The sequence below is a fragment of the Eoetvoesiella sp. genome (genome assembly GCF_035555955.1).
In the GTDB taxonomy this organism is placed as follows: domain Bacteria; phylum Pseudomonadota; class Gammaproteobacteria; order Burkholderiales; family Burkholderiaceae_B; genus Eoetvoesia.
The window spans coordinates 62,469-80,371 of record NZ_DATMGA010000066.1 but is presented as its reverse complement, the minus strand read 5'-3'; the positions used below and the strand labels follow the sequence as shown (position 1 = coordinate 80,371).

At 61.5% G+C, this 17,903-nt stretch carries 20 protein-coding genes; 4 read left to right on the top strand and 16 right to left on the bottom strand.

Annotated features, from left to right (window positions below):
- Nucleotides 1-14 precede the first annotated feature (14 nt).
- From pheS to VNT00_RS15305, 6 genes are all read right to left on the bottom strand, one after another.
- Nucleotides 15-1,037, bottom strand: a complete 1,023-nt coding sequence (gene pheS, locus VNT00_RS15330; protein ID WP_325589011.1) for a phenylalanine--tRNA ligase subunit alpha — start codon at nucleotides 1,035-1,037, stop codon at nucleotides 15-17.
- Nucleotides 1,038-1,144: 107 nt separating this feature from the next.
- On the bottom strand, nucleotides 1,145-1,504 hold the full coding sequence (gene rplT, locus VNT00_RS15325) for a 50S ribosomal protein L20 (RefSeq protein ID WP_325589009.1): 360 nt from the start codon (nucleotides 1,502-1,504) through the stop codon (nucleotides 1,145-1,147).
- Nucleotides 1,505-1,523: 19 nt separating this feature from the next.
- A complete protein-coding gene (gene rpmI / locus VNT00_RS15320; protein WP_325589007.1) occupies nucleotides 1,524-1,721 on the bottom strand; it encodes a 50S ribosomal protein L35 in 198 nt (65 codons plus the stop codon).
- Between the two features lie 298 nt (nucleotides 1,722-2,019).
- Nucleotides 2,020-3,411 (bottom strand): nucleobase:cation symporter-2 family protein, encoded by a 1,392-nt coding sequence (locus VNT00_RS15315; protein WP_325589005.1) that lies wholly within the window; start codon nucleotides 3,409-3,411, stop codon nucleotides 2,020-2,022.
- 146 nt (nucleotides 3,412-3,557) lie between these two features.
- On the bottom strand, nucleotides 3,558-4,613 hold the full coding sequence (locus VNT00_RS15310) for a xylose isomerase (RefSeq protein WP_325589003.1): 1,056 nt from the start codon (nucleotides 4,611-4,613) through the stop codon (nucleotides 3,558-3,560).
- A gap of 13 nt (nucleotides 4,614-4,626) precedes the next feature.
- On the bottom strand, nucleotides 4,627-5,712 hold the full coding sequence (locus VNT00_RS15305; RefSeq protein ID WP_325589001.1) for an aromatic ring-hydroxylating dioxygenase subunit alpha: 1,086 nt from the start codon (nucleotides 5,710-5,712) through the stop codon (nucleotides 4,627-4,629).
- A gap of 211 nt (nucleotides 5,713-5,923) precedes the next feature.
- Here VNT00_RS15305 and VNT00_RS15300 point away from each other — a divergent pair, with 211 nt between their 5' ends.
- Complete coding sequence (locus VNT00_RS15300; RefSeq protein ID WP_325588999.1) at nucleotides 5,924-6,841, top strand: LysR family transcriptional regulator; 918 nt, start codon at nucleotides 5,924-5,926, stop codon at nucleotides 6,839-6,841.
- Between the two features lie 32 nt (nucleotides 6,842-6,873).
- Here the strand turns inward: VNT00_RS15300 and VNT00_RS15295 are convergent, their stop codons facing one another.
- Complete coding sequence (locus tag VNT00_RS15295) at nucleotides 6,874-7,347, bottom strand: MarR family winged helix-turn-helix transcriptional regulator (RefSeq protein ID WP_325588997.1); 474 nt, start codon at nucleotides 7,345-7,347, stop codon at nucleotides 6,874-6,876.
- 211 nt (nucleotides 7,348-7,558) lie between these two features.
- Between VNT00_RS15295 and VNT00_RS15290 the strand changes: the two genes are divergently transcribed.
- Nucleotides 7,559-8,596: a cupin domain-containing protein gene (locus VNT00_RS15290; RefSeq protein WP_325588995.1), complete on the top strand. Its 1,038-nt coding sequence runs from the start codon at nucleotides 7,559-7,561 to the stop codon at nucleotides 8,594-8,596.
- A 4-nt stretch (nucleotides 8,597-8,600) separates the two neighbouring features.
- Here VNT00_RS15290 and VNT00_RS15285 read toward each other — a convergent pair whose 3' ends face one another.
- The 4 genes from VNT00_RS15285 to VNT00_RS15270 form a co-directional block, all read right to left on the bottom strand.
- On the bottom strand, nucleotides 8,601-8,927 hold the full coding sequence (locus VNT00_RS15285) for a DUF190 domain-containing protein (RefSeq protein ID WP_325588993.1): 327 nt from the start codon (nucleotides 8,925-8,927) through the stop codon (nucleotides 8,601-8,603).
- Between the two features lie 161 nt (nucleotides 8,928-9,088).
- Nucleotides 9,089-10,600 (bottom strand): YifB family Mg chelatase-like AAA ATPase, encoded by a 1,512-nt coding sequence (locus VNT00_RS15280; protein ID WP_325588991.1) that lies wholly within the window; start codon nucleotides 10,598-10,600, stop codon nucleotides 9,089-9,091.
- Nucleotides 10,601-10,715: 115 nt separating this feature from the next.
- Nucleotides 10,716-10,976, bottom strand: a complete 261-nt coding sequence (locus tag VNT00_RS15275; RefSeq protein ID WP_325588989.1) for an accessory factor UbiK family protein — start codon at nucleotides 10,974-10,976, stop codon at nucleotides 10,716-10,718.
- A gap of 124 nt (nucleotides 10,977-11,100) precedes the next feature.
- On the bottom strand, nucleotides 11,101-11,541 hold the full coding sequence (locus VNT00_RS15270; RefSeq protein WP_325588987.1) for a hypothetical protein: 441 nt from the start codon (nucleotides 11,539-11,541) through the stop codon (nucleotides 11,101-11,103).
- A 521-nt stretch (nucleotides 11,542-12,062) separates the two neighbouring features.
- Here VNT00_RS15270 and VNT00_RS15265 point away from each other — a divergent pair.
- Both VNT00_RS15265 and VNT00_RS15260 read left to right on the top strand, forming a co-directional pair.
- Complete coding sequence (locus tag VNT00_RS15265) at nucleotides 12,063-12,401, top strand: P-II family nitrogen regulator (RefSeq protein WP_325588985.1); 339 nt, start codon at nucleotides 12,063-12,065, stop codon at nucleotides 12,399-12,401.
- Between the two features lie 11 nt (nucleotides 12,402-12,412).
- Nucleotides 12,413-13,642 (top strand): ammonium transporter, encoded by a 1,230-nt coding sequence (locus VNT00_RS15260; RefSeq protein ID WP_325588983.1) that lies wholly within the window; start codon nucleotides 12,413-12,415, stop codon nucleotides 13,640-13,642.
- A gap of 158 nt (nucleotides 13,643-13,800) precedes the next feature.
- Here the strand turns inward: VNT00_RS15260 and ptsP are convergent, their stop codons facing one another.
- From ptsP to infC, 5 genes are all read right to left on the bottom strand, one after another.
- A complete protein-coding gene (ptsP, locus tag VNT00_RS15255; RefSeq protein WP_325589377.1) occupies nucleotides 13,801-15,507 on the bottom strand; it encodes a phosphoenolpyruvate--protein phosphotransferase in 1,707 nt (568 codons plus the stop codon).
- 90 nt (nucleotides 15,508-15,597) lie between these two features.
- Nucleotides 15,598-15,870: an HPr family phosphocarrier protein gene (locus VNT00_RS15250; RefSeq protein WP_325588981.1), complete on the bottom strand. Its 273-nt coding sequence runs from the start codon at nucleotides 15,868-15,870 to the stop codon at nucleotides 15,598-15,600.
- 25 nt (nucleotides 15,871-15,895) lie between these two features.
- Nucleotides 15,896-16,303 (bottom strand): PTS sugar transporter subunit IIA, encoded by a 408-nt coding sequence (locus VNT00_RS15245; protein ID WP_325588979.1) that lies wholly within the window; start codon nucleotides 16,301-16,303, stop codon nucleotides 15,896-15,898.
- A 1-nt stretch (nucleotide 16,304) separates the two neighbouring features.
- The gene (gshB, locus tag VNT00_RS15240; protein ID WP_325588977.1) at nucleotides 16,305-17,264 is read right to left on the bottom strand and encodes a glutathione synthase; all 960 of its coding nucleotides are present in this window, start codon (nucleotides 17,262-17,264) and stop codon (nucleotides 16,305-16,307) included.
- A gap of 62 nt (nucleotides 17,265-17,326) precedes the next feature.
- Entirely contained in the window at nucleotides 17,327-17,896 is a 570-nt protein-coding gene (infC, locus tag VNT00_RS15235) for a translation initiation factor IF-3 (RefSeq protein WP_325589375.1), read from the bottom strand.
- Nucleotides 17,897-17,903: the final 7 nt, after the last annotated feature.

Genomic DNA, 17,903 nt, shown 5'->3' with positions numbered 1-17,903 from the left:
CCTGTTGCCAGGCCCTAGCGATTGAACTGGCGCAGAAAGCGCAAGTCGCCCTCGAAGAACTGGCGCAGGTCGTTGACGCCATAGCGCAGCATGGTCAGGCGCTCGAGGCCGGAGCCGAACGCAAACCCGATGTAGCGCTCGGGGTCGAGGCCGTAATTGCGCACCACTTGCGGGTGCACCTGTCCGGAACCCGAGATTTCCAGCCAGCGTCCCTGGTTCGGGCCCGACGTGAACATCATGTCGATTTCGGCCGAGGGCTCGGTAAAGGGGAAAAACGACGGGCGAAAACGCACCGACAGATCATCGGTTTCGAAGAAGGCCTTGAGGAAATCGCTGTAGACGCCCTTGAGATCGGCGAAGGAAATGTCTTCGGCGATCCACAGTCCTTCCACCTGATGGAACATGGGCGAATGCGTGGCATCGCTGTCGACGCGGTAGGTGCGCCCCGGGGCGATGACCTTGATGGGCGGCTTGTTCATGCGCGCGTAACGCACCTGCATGGGGCTGGTGTGCGTGCGCAGCAGCAGCGGCAGGCCCTGCGCATCCTGCATGTCGACGTAGAAGGTGTCCTGCATGGAACGCGCAGGATGGTTTTCAGGGTTGTTCAGGGCCGTGAAATTGGTCCAGTCGTTTTCGATTTCGGGGCCGTCGGCCACGTCGAACCCGATGGAGCGGAAAATGGCCTCGACGCGTTGCCAGGTCTGGATCACCGGGTGTATGCCGGCGGCGCGCCGGCCTCTTCCAGGCAGGGAGACATCGATGGTTTCGGAAGCCAGGCGCTTGTCGAGCTCGGCCTGGGCCAGCTCGGCGCGCCGGTTGTTCAACAGGCTTTCGATCTGCTGCTTGACCTGATTGATGCGCGCGCCCTCGGCACGCTTGGTTTCTGGATCCAGCTGGGCCAGGCCCTTGAGCATGGCTGTCAAGGCCCCCTGCTTGCCCAGGAACTTCGCCTTGGCGTTTTCAAGCGCGGCCGCTTCGGTGGCTTGAGCAAACAATTCTGTTGCCTGAGGTATCAGGTCATCGACCGGAGATGTCATGGATTATCCGCTTTCCAAATGCAAACGGGGCCCGCAAGAGCCCCGTTCGTAGCAAAACCAAACCGGAACCGCCATCGGCCCCGGTTACCGCAATCGATAGGTATCGATTACGCAGCCAAAGCCGCTTGCGCTTGGGCAACAATCGCCGCAAAGCCGGCTTTATCGTTGACGGCCATGTCGGCCAGCACTTTGCGATCGAGCTCGATCGAGGCTTTTTTCGTGCCAGCGATGAACACGCTGTACGTCACGCCCAGTTCGCGGCAGGCCGCGTTGATGCGGGTGATCCACAAAGCGCGGAAAGTGCGCTTCTTGTTGCGGCGGTCGCGGTAGGCATATTGCCCGGCGCGCATGACTGCCTGTTTGGCGATGCGGAATACATTACCGCGGCGACCGCGATAGCCTTTTGCAGCTTTGATAACTTTTTTGTGACGGGCACGGGCAGTTACGCCGCGTTTTACGCGTGGCATGGTGGTGGTTCTCCGTTAATCAAGCAAAAGGCATCATGGCCTTGACCGAAGCGACGTCCGATTTGTGGACGGCCGCCGAACCGCGCAGATGGCGCTTGTTCTTGGTGGTTTTCTTGGTGAGGATATGGCGCTTGAACGCCTGACCCCGCTTGATCGACCCGCTACCACGGACCTGGAAGCGCTTGGCAGCGCCCCGCTTGGTTTTCATCTTGGGCATATATAGCTCTATTTGCTGCAACCGCAGGTGACTTCCATACACACTGGAAATACTTGCACGACCTGGCAATTGCTTCTTGAAGTTTTCCGCTGGCTTGAAGTACTTCTCTTGAAGCTCTTCTCTTTAAGCACTTCACTTTAAGTACTTCTAAGTTTCAAGACAGCCGGAAAAGCCCTTGATTATACGATGGTTTTCATGAAGGTGTCCAGTGCCTGCCAAGGCCCGAACCAAAAACCAGGATTATGCCGGGGCTGGAACCCGCGAACGCCTCCCCCGGGGCAGGCGTTCGCGGCTTCGGTCACGCCTTTTCAGCCAGGGCGTCGTCCGAAAGCTTGCCGTCGTAGCCGTTCAAAAACAAATTAAGCAGCAAGGCCGTCACCGCCGCCAAAACGATGCCGCTGTGGGTGAACGGCGACATCCACTTGGGCAGCAGGCTGAAGACGCCGGGATTCACCATGGGTATCAGGCCCATGACGACGCTCACCGCCAGGATGAACAGATTGTGCCGGCTGCTTTCCTTTTTGTAGTCGACTTCGGCCAGGACCTTGATGCCCGTGGCCACGACCATGCCGAACATCACGATGCCCGCTCCGCCCAGCACCGACTGCGGAATCAGGGCGAACATGATGGACAGCTTTGGAAAAAGCGCCAGAACGATCATGATCAGCCCCGCCGCCACGCAGACCCAGCGGCTTTTGACCCCGGTCACGCCGACCAGGCCGACATTCTGCGAATACGTGACATAGGGGAAGGTGTTGAAGATGCCGCCGATCAACGTGCCCAGGCCATCGACCCGCAACCCCCGGGTAATGTCCTTGGAACCGACCTTTTTCCCGACCATCTCGGCCACCGCCAGCATCATGCCGGTGGTTTCCACCATGACGACGATCATGATGATGGACAAGGCGATGATGGGGCCTATCTCGAAATGCGGAATGCCGAAATGGAAAGGCGCGATCAGTTCGAACCAGCCGGCGTGCCCGACCCGCGAGAAGTCGACCTTGCCCAGCAGCGCCGCAACGACGAAGCCTATGGCGATGCCTATGAGCACGGCGATATTGCGCAAAAAGCCGCTGGCGTATTTCGAGATGGCGATGATGGACAGCAGCACGATGAAGGTGATCAGCAGATTGACTGGATCGCCCGTCGCCGGCCCCCTGCCCGCCACCCAGTTCACGCCGACCGGAATAAGGTTCAGGCCCGTTACGGTGATGACCGTGCCGGTGACCAGCGGCGGGAAGAGCTTGATGAGGCGGCCCACCAGCGGCGCGAGCAGGATGGTGACCAGGCCGGCGGCGATGATGGCCCCGAACATGCCCAGCAGGCCGGTTTCGGGGTTCGCCGCCATGACCATCATGGGCGGCACCGCCGCAAAGGTACAGCCCATCATCAACGGCAGCCTGATGCCGAACTTCCAGACGCCGGCCGACTGGATGATGGAGGCGATGCCGCAGACGAACAGGTCCGCGCTGATCAGCAGCCCGATTTCCTCCATGGAAAGCTTGGCCGCCCCGCCGATAAGTATGGGCACCGCAATGGCGCCGGCATACATGACCAGCACATGCTGCAGGCCGAAAAAGAACAGTCTGTTGGGTGGCAGTATCTCGTCCACCGGCGCCGCCGTTTGCGGCGGCGCCTCTTGCGATGCGTTGATGCGGCCTGCGCCGCGGATTGCAGCTTCCACTCCCATGGCTACCTCCTTTTGAACCGCTCTGGCGGCGCCTTGCGAAAAGCGCCGGCAGAATCGTTTATGTCTCGGTTATATGTTTTGCTCTATGGCTGGAATCGGATGGTGCGCGGTCTCGCCGCGTTTTCAGGTGATGGCTTCGCGACTCCTTAATATGGGTTGACAGGCCCTAGTTCTTTTTCGATCTGGCTGTAGGTTTCGCGTATGAACCGGCCCACGGCGACGCTGCTTTCGAACGTGTTGTACTGCACGCCAAGGCCGTAGTCGGGCAGGTTTATGTAGTCGACCGTCATCAGCTCCAGCGGGCTGTCCTCATGCGTAAGGTGGTAGCGCAGCGTCTTGCGCACGACTTCCTTGGTGGGCTCCAGCAGATAGGCATGCCATTCGTCGTACCACTCGCCCGGCCGGGGCCGGACGAACGGGTACTGCACCCCTCGGCCCGGCTTGCCGTCGTCGCCCTTGGCCCAGATGTTGACCGGTCCGTTGGGCACGGCCGGCCTGTTCTGCTGCCACCAAAGCATGTTCATCGACAGCCACTCATCCACCAGGTTGCCGTCCTCGAAAGGATCCAGCACCAGCCTGCCCGCCGCGACGTCCTCGCGTATGCCCGAGATGTCCTGCTCGGCCGGATTGCCGATCTTGAAGATGCAGTGGCTGTAGTCCATGACGAAATTGAAGGGGACTCCACGCTTCCTGATCTTCTCGGCAACAGGCGCGACCCTGCGGAAATCTTCGGACCACATCAGGATGTGGGCCTCGAACCCGATTTGTATGCCGTATTTCTGGCCCAGCTCGTACGAGCGCAGGTACAGATCCACCAGTTCCTCGTCCGTCACCACATGGCCCCGGGCGTGATGCGTCAGCACCATCATGTTGTGGTAGCGCACGCCCGTCGCCGCGCAGTTGGCAAGATGGCCCTCCAGCACTTTCAGGGGTTCGTCGCCGATTCGGTAGGTCCATGCCGAGCCCCAGACCGGAAAGTCGTATTTCTCGACCGCCTTGATGTAGTCGTCGACCTTGTCGGCCAGGGGCAGCCTGTCGAAAAAGTCGAACACACCCGACTCGACGACCATGCGAAACTGGGTATCGACAGGCAGCTCCTGCAGCGACACCGGGTTACCGGGCGCCGAATTTTGCACTCCCCGGCCCGCACAGCCCAGCTTGATGCGTTTTTGCTGCATGGGCCGTTGTATGTTTCCATTCATGCCGCGTCTCCCTTCATGCCACTTTGGCCACGGCCTGGGCGCCCTGGTCCTGGTTGCGCGCCTGGTACTCGCGAATGAGCTCGATGAACCAGCGCCGGTAGGCCAGCGTCACGGCATCGGCGCCGCCCACGGGCAATTCCAGGCGGATCTCCTCGCCGACCATGGGAGCCAGCTTGGGCTGCTGGGACTCGATGACCGGCTTGTCCTGTTCAAGCACCACTCTTTCGAAATCCAGCAGGATGGCGTCGTTTTCCGGCTCCACGCCGAAATCGCGGGCTATCCACCAAAAGCTGCGGGTTCGCGTGGCGGAGACCGGCGACGCGGCCATCATCAGCACGTAGTGCTTGCCGTTCTCGAACGTCCTGCGCAGGTGGACCGTATGCGGCATCATCACCCGGTAGGAGTTCGCCACGGCTATCCACTCGTCGCCTTCGATGCCCAGCATCTTGCGCTTCTGGCCCACACTGGGCTCCTTGATGGGCGGCCGCTCGAAGCGCAGCACGCCCTCCTCGCGCCACGGCTCGACGGTATCGACCTCGGGCCGCGAACGGCTGCCGATGCTGCCATCGTGCACGAAAGCGAAATGGGAAAAATCGACGAAATTCTCCAGCCGCCGCGGCGCGCTGGTCTCCCAGTCGTAAACAGGCCCCTGAATGAGCCGATACTGCGGGTCATCGTATTCGGCGAAATCGGGCACGCCGAATTTCGGCGCCGACTCCAGGCAAACCCACACCATGCCCGCCGACTCACAAACCTGGAAAGCCTGGATGGCGGGCTTCATCACATCGACCAGCTCGTTGCGGGCGGGGATCCTCGTGCAGCGGCCCTGGACATCGTAGCGCCACCCATGATACGGGCACTCGAAATTACCCTCGACAATGGCGCCCTTGGACAAGGCAGCGCCGCGATGCGCACATCGGTCTGCCAGCGCCGCCACCTTGCCGTCTATCCGAACCAGGGCGATTGCCTGGTCGAGCAGCACCACCTGCATGGGGCTTTCGCCCACCTCGCTGGAATACGCAACCGGATGCCAGAACTGGTGCAGCGTTCTGTACAACGGATGCGCGCTGTAGTCCCGCATCGGATTTTCCATCTTCATCGTCTTCCTCCTGGCAAATTCCGTATGCCGGCATTGCACGGCATGTTCAAGCCCATCCGGCGGCCGTGCGCCGCTCCGGCCGATGCTTCCGGCAACGGACACGAGCGCTGGGCCCCTCTTTTTCGCTATTTAATAGGAAGCCGACTTATCACACAAATTATTAATTTAGATTAATTCATAATATAATTCGATTAATTAGCGGAGCGGAACCATGGACATCACCCTGCGGCAATTGCGCGCCTTCATCTTCGTCGCCCAGACAGGCCAGTTCACCCTGGCCGCCCAGAAAATGCATGTCACGCAATCCGCGCTAAGCACCTTGATAAAAGAGCTCGAAAGCGCAGTCCAGGTCAAATTGTTCGACCGCCACACGCGCATGGTGGCCCTGACGGAAGCCGGCACGGGCTTTTACCGCAAGGCCGAAAACATACTGGCCTCACTGGAAAGCGCCGTTTCGGACATGCACGACCTGGCTTCGCTGCATACCGGCCGCGTGCGCATCGTCGCCTCGACCGTGATTTCGTCGGGCCTGCTGTCGACCACCTTCAAGCTGTTCAAGGAAATCCACCCCGAGGTGCAATTCACGCTGCACGACGTGGCCGAGGAAGACATCATGAGCACCGTGCTCGCGGGCAGCGTCGATTTCGGCATCGGCACCTCGAACGAACTGGAACAAGGCCTGCACGAAGAACATCTGTTCGACGACCGCTTCATCGCCCTGTGCCGGCGCGACCACCCATTGGCGCGGCGCAAGACGGTAAGCTGGAGTGAATTGTGCGGCCTGCCCTTTATCGCCCTGGCCGCCAAAAGCCCCATTCGCAAGCTGATCGACAAGGCCCTGGTCGCCCATGGCCTGAGCCTGAACATCGTCAACGAAGTCTCGTTCGCGACCACGGTGCTGAGCCTGGTCAGGGCCGGCATCGGCATAAGCGTCCTGCCCATGAACAACCACCCCACGCTGCCCGCCTTCGATCTGCATGCCTGCGCCCTGACGGCCCCGACCATCACGCGCAAGATTTCCATCTTCACGCCCGCCCACCGCTCCTTGTCGCCCGCGGCGCAGGCGTTTGCGCAGTTCCTGCATTCACACGTCGAACACGAAGGCGCCACTCCGCAGGATCCGGACTAGGGCTTGTCAACAGGCCTTAACCAGACGGCACGCTATTCTTTGTTTTTCTTCGGTGCCCGGCTCAGCTCGTTGTTGGCGACCACCAGCACATTGAGCATGCGCACGAATTCTTTGCGCTCGGACTCCGGCAAAGGCTCCAGCATCAGCCGCTGCGCCCTCTGGACCGCGGCATGCATGTCTTTCAGCAATTTGCACCCTTCGGGCGTCGCGCTTACGTGCTTGACCCGGCGATCTTTCGGGGCGGCATGCCGTTTCAGCAGGCCGCGCGCCTCCAGCCTGTCTATCACCCCCGTCGTGGTCGAGGCATCCAGGCCGGCCGCCTTGGCCACCGAACGCTGGTCGATATCCGGGTTGGCCACCACAAAGCGAAGCACGGCGAACTGGACCGGGGTAGTGGCGAACTTCTCGGTTTCCTGCAGGAATATCGCCACTGAAATCTGGTGCAAATGCCGGATGTAGTAACCCGGCAGGCTGTTGATGTCTTCAAAGGCCGATTCTTCACTCATAACAAATCCTAGGGTTTTCCCTTATTCATTCTTGGATCAATAAACGTATACTAATAATAAGCATACAAACTATATGTATGCTTACGTAGGAGGGATAACCCTCGCTGGCTGTCTTGGTAGTCGCCCATTCTTTAGCGCTTGGCGGCAATACAGATGACGAACTCGCCACCTTTTTGCCCGATCGCACCTTTTCCGTAAAGGAGAGTCTGTCATGCTGGAACTCGGTCGTCTTGAAGATCTACCCGTAGCATATCGTGATGCGCTCACGCAACAAAATCTGGTGCCCCTCTGGCCCAGCTTGCGTTCAGTGCTGCCACCCAATATTCCCCAGCCAAAAACCCGGCCCGTCCATTGGGCCTACAAGGCCCTGCGCCCCTTATTGCTTGAAGCCGGCGAATTGACTCCCATCGACAAGGCCGAGCGGCGCGTGCTGGTGCTGGCCAACCCCGGCCACGGCCTGGAAAAAATGCAGGCCAGCAGCGCCATGTACCTGGGCATGCAATTGCTGATGCCCGGCGAATGGGCGCCCGCCCACCGTCATACACCGAACGCTTTGCGCATGATCGTCGAAGGCGATGGCGCCTACACCACCGTCAACGGTGAAAAATGCCCCATGAGCCGCGGCGACCTCATCCTGACACCCACCGGAACCTGGCACGAGCATGGCCACGACGGCGACAAACCCGTAGTCTGGCTCGACGTGCTGGATCTGCCGCTTGTGCATTACCTGGAAGCTTCCTACCACGTGGATCGCGACCCTCAGGCCATACAACCGGGCAACGGCGAACGCCAATACTGCAGCGGCGGCATCGTTCCCACCCCCGCGTTCCAGCGATCCGACAAAGCCTACCCGATGATGCGCTATCCGTGGGCCGACACCAAGGCAGCTCTGCAGTCCATCGCCGCCGACCAGCCCGACCAGGAATTCGTGCAGGTTACCTACATCAACCCCGAAACCGGCGCCGATGCGCAAAACATTCTTGGGTTCTACGCGTTGATGCTGCGCCCCCGCCAGGTGCTGCCGCTGCCTGTGCGATCGCCCGCCGTCGTCATGCACCTGATCGAAGGCGCTGCCGAAGCCCGCATCCAGGACGAAACGTTCACACTGGAAGAAGCCGACACCTGCTGCGCGCCGGGGTTCAGCACGGTCACCCTGAGCAACCGGTCCGTCGACAAGCCGGCCTTCTTCTTCCTGGCCGACGAATCTCCGCTGCATCGCAAACTCGGAGTCTACGAAACACGCGGCTGAGCGGCTATGATTCTGCGCGCCCGATGACTCCGAACTCGACGGGCGACTTCGCGTAGAACAGCTCCAGGTTCGGCTCTGCATTCAGCCGCTCGAACAGCCTGACGGACTCTTCTTCGGAGACGATCATGGTGATTTCGAGCGGCTGATCGGTAAGCTCGAAAAAATGCGTGGAATGAAACCGGTGCCTGCCGCCGATTCCCGTCTGCGCGCCGATCAGCGTCGCGCCGTGCAATTGCATGGACTTTGCAAGCTCCAGCAGCCAGTCGCTCATTTGCTTGTGGCCGTGACGGCGATCCTGCACGGTGAAGAATGTTACTTGGTAGCCTTTCATGATGCCCGCCTCCAGACAATTAGGCTCGAATCGCGCAATCAGCAAAGCCACGGCATCGGGCAGCGCCACCAAGGCGCGATCAGACCAGGCAAAAACCGGCAAAGGCGCACGGCCCCGCCCGTCCTGGTTATTTTGAACCTTTGCAAGAAACCCGGCAAACGTTAGCCCCAAGGCTGGCGATATTGAATGGCCTCGGCGATATGCGGGCGGCCGATGCGCTCGCATCCGGCCAGGTCGGCCAGGGTTTGGGCCACCCGCAACACCCGGTGCACCACTCGCGCCGACCAGCTCCAGCGCCGCATGGCCTGTTTGAGCAAGGCCTTTGCCCCGGCATCCAGAATGCAATATTGCTCGAGGCCGGCAACGCTCAACGCCGCATTGGTGCTGCCTTGCCGGTGTAGTTGGCGCCGGCGGCATTGCTCCACCCGGGCCCGGACGCTGTCCGACGGCTCGCCCGGCGGGCTATCCATCCAGTCGGCATCGGCGGCGGGCAAGGCGATTTGCAAATCGATGCGGTCGAGCAAGGGGCCGGACAGCCTTGCGCGGTAATTGTCCACTTGCTGAGGCGTGCACCGGCAATACGCCCGGGCGTGACCCAGCCAGCCGCAGGGACAGGGATTCATGGCGGCGATAAGCTGAAATGCCGCGGGAAAGGTCTGGGTGCGCGCCGCCCTGGCGATGGACACCATCCCGGTTTCCAGCGGTTCGCGCAACGATTCCAGCACACGGCGCCCGAATTCGGGCAGTTCGTCCAGGAACAGCACGCCGTGGTGCGCCAGACTGATCTCGCCGGGCCTTGGATGCGCACCGCCTCCGACCAGCGCAGGCATGGATGCGGAATGATGGGGTGAGCGAAATGGCGGGGTCGCGCTGACAAGCGCCGCAGCATTGACCGCATTGTTCAAGGCGGCGACATCCAGGGCCTGTTCGGGTGTGAGCTCGGGCAGCAAACCGGGCAGACGATGCGCCAGCATGCTCTTGCCGGCCCCCGGCGGGCCGCACATCAGCAGGCTGTGTCCGCCCGCCGCGGCGATTTCCAGGACACGGCGCGCCACTGCCTGGCCGCGCACGTCGGACAGGCACAAACCGGAAGGCGCGCTTGCCATGATGGGGGCAGGCTCGGCAACCGGCAAGGGCGCCGCGCCAGTAAGATGCGCCACGACCTCCGCCAGACTATTGGCGGCAAGAACCTTCAGGCCTTTGACATTTGCCGCCACCCTGGCGCATGCCGCCGGCAGCACCAGACAGGCATCGGGCCGCGCGCGGTACACCGCCATGGCAATGGCCAAAGGCGCGCCTACCTGGGCAAGCGCGCCGGTAAGCGACAGCTCGCCGGCAAACACGTATTGACTGATCGGAAGCGAGCCTTTGCCCTCGGGCAGCGCAATCTGGCCCGACGCCAGCAATATGCCCAGCGCGATGGGCAGATCGAAGCGCCCGGATTCTTTGGGGATATCGGCGGGAGCGAGATTGGCAGTAATGCGTCCGGCCGGAAACTCGAAGCCGCTGCTCGCCACGGCCGACCGCACCCGCTCGCGGCTTTCGCGAACCCCCGCGTCGGGCAAACCCACCAGATGAAACGCCGGCAAGCCCGTGCCGACATGAACCTCGACCCGGACGGCCAGCCCGTCCAGCCCGCACAGGGCCCGGCTTGCCAACACCGCCAGCGACATGGCTGCTCCTTGCTGATGACCTATACGGCGACACCTACAAGTATGGAGCCCGAAGCCGGGGCGGCAAAAGCCTTACGAGACGGATTTAGCCCGCGTAATACTGCGTATTGAATCCCTACTCTGTCGCGGCGCCGCCGGTGCTGACGGTGGTTTCGAGCTCGCGCACCTTGACTTCCAGCACGGCAATGCGCGCCAGCGCGCGCTCCAGCAGTTCGGCCTGGGTATCGAACTCTTCTCGGGTAATGAGATCGAGCCTGGAAAACGTTTGGGCCATCATTGCCTTGACGTTGCGCTCGATGTCGGCGGCAGGACTTTTGGCGATGAGCTCGGATACGTTTTTCTGAAAATCCTCGAACCAGTCTGCACGGTTGGCCATGGCTTGCACCCTATTCATTGACGACAGCTCTAGTGTAATGAAAAACTGCCCCTCATAATGCGCAGCCCCCGAAGAAGCCGGACGGAATCCGGCCTGTTCGGGGGCAATGTTTTCAGGGTGCCGCTTATTTCGTGGAGTCGGCATCCGAGCCGCTGGTCGGCGCGGGCGCGCCGTCGGAGGTGCTGCTGCCGTTACCCAGCTTGTCCTGGATGGCCTGGTCGGCGCTGGCCGCGCCGCGTTTCACGGCTTCGCGGGCCCTGTTTGCGGCATCCACGGCACCATCCTTGATCTCGCCGGCCTTGTCGGCAATGGCGTCGCCCGTCGATTTTGCGGCATCGGAAGCGTTGCCGGCAGCCTGGCTGGCGGAGTCCTTGGCCTGATCCATGGAGCTGGACGAGCTGCTGGGCGCGGGCGCCGTGCCCGGAACAGGAGCCGGCGCGGTGCCGGGAGCGGGTGCGGACTGTTCGGTCGCCGGCTTGTCGTCTCCTTTGGAGCATGCGGCCAGCAAGCTCAGGGAGGCGGCCATGGCGATTACGGCAAGATGTGTGCGTGTATGTTTTTGCATAGAATTCCTCACTAGTCCAAGTCGCGATTGATGAATACTGACCCCGGTGCGACTGACGGTTCAGCAGCGAGCGTGTTACAACTGGCTTAGTTACAATTCTAGTCACGCTGCCGCGCAAAGAAATGGGGCTAGTGTAAATCCTGATGACAAACTCAAAAAAAATAGGTTTGGATTTTCACTCAAAACCCTTACGGATTAGCGGCTTGAAGCCGTCAGGCGTCTGAAAGGCCCTAAACACCCCGAAACAAAAACCCCGTTCAGGCACAGTTCAGTTACACATTTGCGCACGTCGGCTCTACGAAATCCAGGCAATTCCACCTAGCAAACAGGCCCTAAAGCGGATCAATTTGGTGCGAACCCGGGCCGATGCACCAAATCTGTGCTTGCCTGCGGCCGCCGGCCGGCGGCGTCCAAGGACTTCGCCCGCAATCTGCGGCCATTCCGCCCTTCCCGCCCTGCCAAATAGCTGGCATGAATCTTGCTTTTACTGAACTGACAGACCTAAACGAGGAAAGGCAATCATGAAGCTCATCACCGCCATCATCAAACCCTTCAAGCTGGACGAAGTGCGCGAAGCCCTCGCCGACGTGGGCATACAAGGCATGACCGTCAGCGAAGTCAAAGGCTTCGGCCGCCAGAAAGGCCATACCGAGTTGTATCGGGGCGCCGAATACACCGTCGATTTCCTGCCCAAGCTGCGCCTGGAAATGGTGGTATCCGACGACATGCTGGAACTGGCGCTGGAGCATCTGTGCGCTTCGGCACACACCGGCAAGATCGGCGACGGAAAAATTTTCGTCACCACGGTTGAACAGGCCATACGCATCCGTACCGGCGAAGCCGGCGACGCAGCCCTCTAGGAGCAACAAGAATGGATAAAGCAGATTTCGCCTGGGTGGGTATTTCTACCCTTCTGGTACTACTCATGGTCATGCCCGGCCTGGCCCTTTTTTACGGCGGGCTGGTTCGCGCCAAAAACGTATTGTCGATCCTGATGCAGGTCACGGCGACCTTTTCCCTGGCCCTCGTGATCTGGTTCATTTACGGCTACTCGCTGGCCTTCACCGGCAGCGGGCACTTCATCGGCGGTTTTTCCCATGCGCTGCTGAGCGGCGTGGCGGATTTGAGCGCCGGCAAATATGCGTTGTCGGGCACCATACCGGAACTGGCATTCGCCTCCTTCCAGGCCACCTTTGCGGGCATCACCTGCGCCCTCGTCGTCGGCAGCTTCGCCGAACGCGCCAAGTTCCAGGCCGTGATGCTGTTCACTTTGATCTGGGTGACCTTCTCGTACCTGCCCATTGCCCACATGGTATGGGCGCCGGGGGGCTGGCTGTTCGAAAAAGGCGCGCTGGATTTTGCCGGCGGCACTGTCGTGCACATCAATGCGGGGATTGCCGGACTGGTCGGCGCCTACTACGTCGGGCCGCGCCTGGGCTATCGCCGCGAGTCCATGCCGCCCCACAACCTGCCGATGGCCATGATAGGCGCTTCGCTGCTGTGGGTGGGCTGGTTCGGATTCAACGCAGGGTCCGCCCTGGGCGCCAACGAAACCGCGGCGCTGGCGTTCTTCAACACGCTCATCGCCACTGCCGGCGCGATTCTGGCCTGGGTGATCGTGGAATGGAAAGCCAAAGGCCACCCCTCCCTGCTGGGAGCGGTATCGGGCGCGGTGGCTGGCCTGGTCGGCATCACGCCCGCGGCGGGCTTGGTCGGCCCCGGCGGAGCGCTCATCATCGGCATCATCACCAGCGCCGTCTGCGTCTGGGGCGTCAATGGGCTGAAGAGGCGGCTGCGGGCGGATGACGCGCTGGACGTATTCGGCATACACGGCGTGGGCGGCATCGTCGGCGCCCTGTTGACGGGCATCTTCAACGCCAAGCCCCTGGGCGGGCCCGGCCTGGATTCCCTGGCCCTCATTCCCCATCAGTTGTGGGTGCAGTTCGAGGGCGTGCTGATCACGCTGGTCTGGTCGGGCGCCGTTGCCTTTGCCGCCTACTTCATCGCCGACAAGCTGTGCGGCGGCATGCGGGTGGGCAACGACAAGGAGCGCGAGGGCCTGGACGTCACCACGCACGGCGAATCGGCCTACCAACGCTAGATGAACGCGGACGCCGCCACCGCGGCCCCGCTGGAAAAACGGCCCTTCGGGGCCGTTTGGTGTTTTTTACCGCTGGACCGCCCCAAGGTACAAGAGTCCCTCCCGGGAGGGCAGCAAGCAGGCAAGTGCCCGCGCAGTGCGGGGGCGCACCTATCTCTTCAACCGGCCAATGCGTCCAGGTCGATGCGCTCGGCGCGGTTCAGGGCCGACGCCACTTTTATCCGCAGCGCGTTCGAGTGCGCCTGGCGCACTTCTTTTTTGACGTCGAGCAGTTGCTGCGGATGCATGGAGAATTCTTTCAGGCCCAGCCCCAGCAGCATGCGCGTTACCCGGACGTCGCCGGCCATCTCGCCGCATACGGCTACGGGCTTGCCCGCCCTTTCGCCCGCGTTGATGGTGTGGGCGATAAGGCGCAGCACCGCCGGATGCATGGGATCGTACAGCTCGGCGACGTCGTTGTCGCCCCGGTCGATGGCCAGCGTATATTGAATGAGGTCGTTGGTGCCGATGGATAGAAAGTCGAGGTTCTCGACGAAAGGTTCGATGGCGATGGCAATGGCCGGGATCTCGACCATGGCGCCCAATTCGTAGTTCCGGGCATAAGGCACCGCACGCGCGTCCAGCTCGGCACAGGCCGAGGCAATGGCCTGCCGCACCGCATGGACTTCGTGCATATGCGAGATCATGGGAATCAGGATGCGGATTTTCCCGTGCTGCGATGCGCGCAGCAAAGCGCGCAACTGCGTACCGAAGATTTCCGGATTCGCCAGGCAATAGCGTATGGCCCGCAACCCCAGGGCCGGGTTCGCCGCAACGGCAACCTCGCCATCCAGGGTTTTGTCGGAGCCGATATCCAGGGTGCGGATGGTAACGGGACGCCCGTCCATGTCGCGTACGACGGAGGCATAAGCCTGGTATTGCTCTTCCTCGTCGGGCAAGGTACTGCGCCCCATGAACAGGAACTCGCTGCGGAACAGGCCAATTCCGTCGGCGCCTGCAGCCAAGGCGGCGGCGGCCTCTTCGGGCAGCTCGATATTGGCTTCCAGCTTGACGCGCACGCCATCCAGCGTAATAGCCTCGGCATCGCGCAGCAGGCTCAGCTCGGCCCGGTCGTCGGCATAGGCGGCCTGGCGGCGCGCGTACTCGTTCAGGACGGTTTCGGAGGGATTGACCAGCACCGCGCCGGTAAGGCCGTCGACCACCAGAGTGTCGCCGTCGCGCACCAGCGAACGGATATTGCCCATGCCGACCACGGCCGGCACATTCATGCTGCGCGCCACGATTGCCGTATGGGAAGTCGGCCCCCCCAGGTCGGTCAGAAAGGCGGCGAAACGTCCGCCGCGCAGCTTGAGCATGTCGGCCGGAGAAATATCGCGAGCCACCACGATCAGGGATTCGTCGTCCGGGGCTTCCTTCAATTGCGGCAGTAGAACCGTAGAGCCCGACAGCACGCGCAGCACGCGCTCGATGACCTGGCGGATGTCCGCGCCGCGTTCGCGCAGATAGGCGTCGTCCATGGCGGCGAACTGCTCGCTGAGCGTCTGGCCTTGCGTGGTCAGCGCCCATTCGGCGTTGTAATGGCGTTCGGTGATGAGGTCGCAGGTTTGCTGGGCCAGCATGGGGTCGTCCAGCAGCATGCTGTGCACCGTCAGCAAGGCGCCCATTTCGCGGGGCGCGTCTTCCGGCAGATTATTGACCATGGCCTGCAGCTCGTCGCGCGCCACGGCCAAGGCGGCCTTCAGCCTTTGGCACTCCTGACCGACCGCCTCGGGCTGAATGCGGTAATGCGCTACCTCCAGCGCCGCCGCGCCCATGACGACGGCGCGGCCTATGGCATACCCTTTTACGACGCCCTGGCCGCGCATGCAAAGCATGGAACTCAAAGCATAGGTGTGGGAAACTGGATGAGGAGGAATCGGATTCATAGCGCAGTTCGAGCCGACGACAACGCTATCCTACTCCTGTTCGCCGAACTTGTTGCTGAACAAGGCCTGTATTTCGCCGAGCGCCGTTTCGGCATCTGCGCCATTGGCATCGACCTTGACCGTCACGCCCAAGCCCGCGGCCAGCATCATGACGCCCATGATGCTCTTGGCATTGACCCGCTGCGCGCCGCGCGCGATGAAGATCTCGCAATTGGAGAACCGGCTCGCCAACTGGGTGAGCTTGGCGGCTGCCCGCGCATGCAAACCCAGTTTGTTGCTGATGACGATATCTACTGTTGGCATAGGCTTCTTTTGTTTTATTCAGTAATCAAGACAGGGAGGTGCAATCGGTATTCACAATACCCTTGAGCGCTCCTTGCCGTACTTTTTCGCTGAGCTCGTCGGGATTCTGCTGCTGATCCGTCAGGGCCTTCAATACCATGCACAAGTTCGTGCCTGTGATCAGGTGCCCGATCACTCCTTTTTCAAGCGCCATTTTCAAGGCCCGGTTCGCGATATTGAACGGCGTGGCTCCAAATATATCGCACAAAACCAGAACCCCGCCGTCCGGCGACTTGGCAAGCAGCGCGGCAAGCTGCTCGACACGCTCGTCGATGGGATCGTCGGGCGCCACGTCGAACACCGTCAGCGCAGGCGCCGCGCCCAGCACGTGCTCGGCGCACGAGGCGAACGCCTGGCCCAGCGGCGCGTGCATGACGAGGACGACGTGCACCATTTCAGAGACCCACCGCGCACTCGAGGGCTTCGGCAAAGCGCTGCGCCACGTCGAAATCCGTTTGTTCGGTGATTTCCACGAAACAGGTCGGGCTGGTGACGTTGATTTCGGTCACGTAGTCGCCGATGACATCCAGCCCCACCAGCAGCAGGCCGCGCTGCGCCAGCCTGGGCGCCACGGTGCGGGCGATTTCGAGGTCGCGCTCCGAAAGCGGCCGGGCGACGCCACGGCCCCCGGCGGCAAGATTGCCGCGGGTTTCGCCGGCCAGCGGAATGCGGGCCAGGGCGTACGGCACGGGCTCGCCGCCAATGAGAAGGATGCGCTTGTCGCCGTTGACGATGTCGGGGATGTAGCGCTGCGCCATGATGGTTTGCGTGCCGTTGTTGGTCAGCGTTTCCAGGATGGCGCCAAGATTGGGCTCGGTCTTCTGCAGACGGAAGATCCCCATGCCGCCCATGCCGTCCAGCGGCTTGACGATGACATCTTCATGCTGTGCATGGAAAGCCCGCAGCCGGGCCATGTCGCGCGACACCAGGGTAGGTGATGTGAACTGCGCGAACTCGGTGATGGCGAGCTTTTCAGGATGGTTCCGTATGGCCGCGCCCGAGTTGAAGACGCGCGCGCCCTGCGCCTCGGCGTATTCGAGCAGGTGGGTCGAATACACGTATTCCATGTCGAAGGGAGGGTCCTTGCGCATGACGACCGCATCGAATGCGGACAGCACGACCTCGCGGCGCTCGCCGGCTTCCTTCCACCAGGCGTGGCCGTGCAGGTCGGCGCCCTCCAGCAGTTCGATGGAGGTAGCCGCCGCCTTGACCAGGCCCTGATCGATGAACAAGTCACCCTGCAGGACGACGCTTAGCGTATGGCCGCGGCTTGCCAGCGCCCGCATCATCGCTACCGAAGAGTCTTTGTAGGCCTTTAACGAAGGTAAAGGATCAATAACAAACAATACGTGCATAGGACACCTGCAAGCACAACCCGCCCGGCCTTGCTGGGCCGCAACGGGCTGGCCACTACCAATTAAGAGGCGGATTCGCCCGACTTGCCGGCCGCAGTCTTTTTACGCGGCGCCAGCACCATGACCATTTGACGCCCTTCGAGCTTGGGCATGGCCTCGACCTGGCAAAGCTCCAGCAAGTCGTCGCGCACACGCTCGAGAACGCGCATGCCGAGCTCCTGGTGGGCCATTTCGCGGCCGCGGAATCGCAATGTGACTTTGGCCTTGTCGCCCTCTTCGATGAAGCGGCGCAGATTCCGAAGCTTGACCTGATAATCGCCCTCGTCGGTTCCGGGACGGAACTTGACTTCCTTGACCTGGATGACTTTTTGTTTGGAACGGGCTTCCGCCTGGCGTTTTTGTTCTTGGTATTTGAACTTCCCGTAGTCCATGAGGCGACAGACGGGAGGAACGGCGTTCGGGGCTATTTCGACCAGATCGACTTCGTGTTCTTCTGATAAGTTAAGGGCTTCCGATGTTTTTACAACACCCAGCTGCTCGCCGTCGACCCCTATGAGACGCACCTCGGGAACACGGATTTCACCGTTGATGCGATGAGCTTTTTCGGTTGCGATGTCTAAGACTCCTAGAATTGATAAA